Source organism: Sphingomonas sp. (genome assembly GCF_031380695.1).
In the GTDB taxonomy this organism is placed as follows: Bacteria; Pseudomonadota; Alphaproteobacteria; order Sphingomonadales; family Sphingomonadaceae; genus Sphingomicrobium.
The window spans coordinates 1-2,574 of record NZ_JANMWY010000091.1 but is presented as its reverse complement, the minus strand read 5'-3'; the positions used below and the strand labels follow the sequence as shown (position 1 = coordinate 2,574).

The window sequence follows — 2,574 nt, the reverse complement described above, 5'->3', positions numbered from 1 at the left end:
CGGCAGGGATCGTGCTAGTCGCTTGGCCGTTGCAAACAATATGGCGGTTGATTGGCGTTCATCCCGTCATGGGCCTCGACATGCTGCCCGGCCCACTACGTTTCGCATTGATGCTCGTGCTCATCGATTTCTTGCGATATTGGGAACATCGCTTCGAGCATCGCTTCTGGTGGCCGGTCCACTCCGTTCACCATTCCGTGACTGAACTGCATGCTGCGAGCGCTTTAGCCCATCCGTTGCAGGCTCTGCCCGAGTTCTTGATCGTCAGCATCCCGCTGAGCTTTATCACCTCAGGTGGACTGATGCCGCTTTCGCTAGCAATGTTCGTGGCGTTGCAGAACCTAATTATCCACTCGCCGCTAAGGGTTCATGCCGGACCGCTTCGCCTGTTCTACGTCGACAGTCGCTGGCACCGAATCCACCACTCGATCGAGGAGCGGCACTGGCACCATAATTTTGGTTTGGTTTTTTCGATCTGGGATCGCCTGTTCGGGACTGCGGTCGAACCCGACAAAGCCCAATGGCCTGCAACTGGCGTGCCGGGCCTGACGCAACCCGCCGACCTGGCGAGCTACTTGCTACAGCCCTTCGCCGCGAGACCGGGCCAGCCATCACTCAAGTCGTCCACCGCTTCGCTTCAAACTACAGAGCACCCACAACGTCGATTTTGAGGCAAATAGTTGACATTAATGTCTCACCGCCTGACCTGGAAAGCCACCCTGGCAGGGACGATCGCGGCGGGCGCGGTGATCAGCGTCTTCCAAATCCTTCACAATAATTACCCCGTGTACAAAGGGGACTGGCCGATCTTGTGGTATGGAGCGTCGACGCCGGGTTCGGCCGACTATCCGTCTCCCTATCCACCGACAGCGCTGTTCCTGTTTCGGCCGTTCGGATTCTTGCCGGTCTGGCCCGCCTTTGTCGCGTGGTCGCTGGTGGGCCTGATGGTGTTCGTCACGGCCGCACGGCGCCTCGGCGCGAGCGCGGGAGCGATCGCGCTGGCGTTGATCATGCCGTGCGTGTTGACCTGTCTTGTCGCCGGGCAGACAAGCCTGTTCGTCGGGTCCGCCCTGATGGCCGGGGTGGCGGTGAAGGACCGCCGATGGTCGGGCATATTGTTCGGCCTGGCGATGGTCGTGAAGCCGCAATCGGCCGTGGCCGTCCCGATTGCGTTGCTGGCGATCGGCGATTGGCGGCGGCTGTTCGTGGTGGCAACGACGGGTGCAACGGCCGTCGCGCTCTCGGTCGTCATCTGGGGCGTTTCTGCCTGGACTATCTGGATCCACGCGATGCCGGCCTTCCAGGCCTATCTGATCGAGCATCACGTCGACGTGATGGACGTCGGGATCAACGGCTTGCGGCTGCGGCTGCATTGGCCGCCATGGGTCCATCTGGTCGGAGTCGTCCTGGGCATGATCACCGTCGCCACAACGTGGCGGGCGTCACCCGACCCGATGGCCCGCTATGCCGCGCTGGCGTGCGGTGCGGCGCTGATCTCGCCCTACACGCTGGTCTATGATCTGGCCGGGCTGTCGGTGGTCGCGACTGCTGCCCTGCTCAACCGCAAGCGGACACCGGCGGACTGGCTGGTCGCCGCGCCGATCATCGCCGGTTTCTGGCCGAACCCCGGCGTGATCGGACTGGCGTGTCTGCAAGCGTGGCGATATCGGCAGGGGGTTCTCACCGGGCTGGAGACGATCAAGCTGCGCCGGCGGTCGGGGACTAGCGATTCGCCCGAACCGCCGCGACAGTCGCGGGCGGATTAGGCGTCGATCGGTTGTTGGGCCTGTGGCGTGGACGCTTTCGCCAGCAGCGTCGTCCGCCCCGTGCCCCAGTGGAAGCCGACCGTCGGGCGCTGGATGCGGACCTGGACCCATAGGCCGAGGAGCAGGATGAACGGCTGCGGCCAGGTGCCGAACCGGCCGAGGACGGGCACGAGGAAGGCGAGCGTGGCGAAGAGCCGCTCGCCCCAGTCGATCTCGCGCCAATGGACCGCCAGCATGAGCGCGAAGCCGAGGCAGACGACCGGCATGTCGTAGCCGAAGCCATAGGGCGAAATGAGGAAGGTGGCGGTGGCGGCGGTGAAGACATGGAAATTCCACGATACCAGCCACGCCGCAGCGGCCGCGAACAGCAGCCACGCCCAGGCCGGATAGCCCATCAACGGGGTGACGCCGTAGATGATGAACGACAGGGGCGGCGCGTGGGCGAAGCGGCTGCCATTGATGAAGATCTGGAAAAAATAGTTGCGCCACGGAACGACCCCGAAGGCGGCGGTGCTGATCGCGACGAGCCCGCCGAGGATCGCTGCAGTGACCAGCGTGCGCCGCCAATGACCAAGGATCGGGATGGCGCCGAGGATGGCGATGTGCGGCTTGAACGTTAGCAGGGCGGCGGCCCACGGCCGGCAGCGGAAGGTCCACAGATAGAGCGCGCCGACCAGCAAGCCGAATTGCCCGAAATAGATGTTGGTGACGGCGGCGGGGGTCAGCAGCGCGAGAATCTTTGGAATACCGGGCGACATGAATGGCCGCGCGGCGAGGAAGAACAGCAGGGCGGTGGCGGCGTTCCACA

General features: G+C 64.0%; 2 protein-coding genes and 1 pseudogene. 2 read left to right on the top strand and 1 reads right to left on the bottom strand.

Features of this window, described 5'->3' with window-relative positions; genetic code table 11:
- The coding region (locus tag RMN84_RS03555) for a sterol desaturase family protein (RefSeq protein WP_309610829.1) at nt 1–671 on the top strand (671 nt) is incomplete at its 5' end.
- A gap of 18 nt (nt 672–689) precedes the next feature.
- The gene (locus RMN84_RS03550; protein WP_309610830.1) at nt 690–1,766 is read left to right on the top strand and encodes a glycosyltransferase family 87 protein; all 1,077 of its coding nucleotides are present in this window, start codon (nt 690–692) and stop codon (nt 1,764–1,766) included.
- Here the strand turns inward: RMN84_RS03550 and RMN84_RS03545 are convergent.
- Nucleotides 1,763–2,574, bottom strand: a pseudogene (locus RMN84_RS03545) (hypothetical protein); the annotation flags it as partial. The gene RMN84_RS03550 and the pseudogene RMN84_RS03545 sit on opposite strands and share 4 nt — an antisense overlap.